This is a genomic window from Shewanella sp. CAL98-MNA-CIBAN-0140, assembly GCF_040309905.1.
Classification (GTDB): Bacteria; Pseudomonadota; Gammaproteobacteria; order Enterobacterales; family Shewanellaceae; genus Shewanella; species Shewanella psychromarinicola.
This window is the reverse complement of sequence record NZ_JBEOPI010000236.1, coordinates 1-253: the sequence shown is the minus strand read 5'-3', so window position 1 is coordinate 253 and position 253 is coordinate 1. Positions and strand designations below refer to the sequence as shown.

General features: G+C 39.5%; 1 protein-coding gene. It reads right to left on the bottom strand.

The annotated features are described in order from the left end of the window. On the bottom strand, nucleotides 1-242 hold a 242-nt coding region (locus AAEY93_RS20895; protein ID WP_351079631.1), incomplete at its 3' end, for a hypothetical protein. Nucleotides 243-253: the final 11 nt, after the last annotated feature.

Here is a 253-nt window from a genome sequence, read left to right as displayed (position 1 = left end):
AGTCCTAGCTCTCGACTGCCGATACCGATAAACTCTACGACAAGCTCACTATCATCATTCCATTGACTTAATGTTATCTCTATTTGTCCTGATAATGTTTGTCTAAAATTAGCAGTGTTTGTCGCAAATTTGGGGTTGACTTGTATCTCAGTTAAAGCTAAGGAGTAAGCGTGCATATCTTGCTCAAGGCTACCCATTGCCTGTATCTTAAACGGATTATTGGGATACTTGCTATTTAGCATAGCCTTATTGC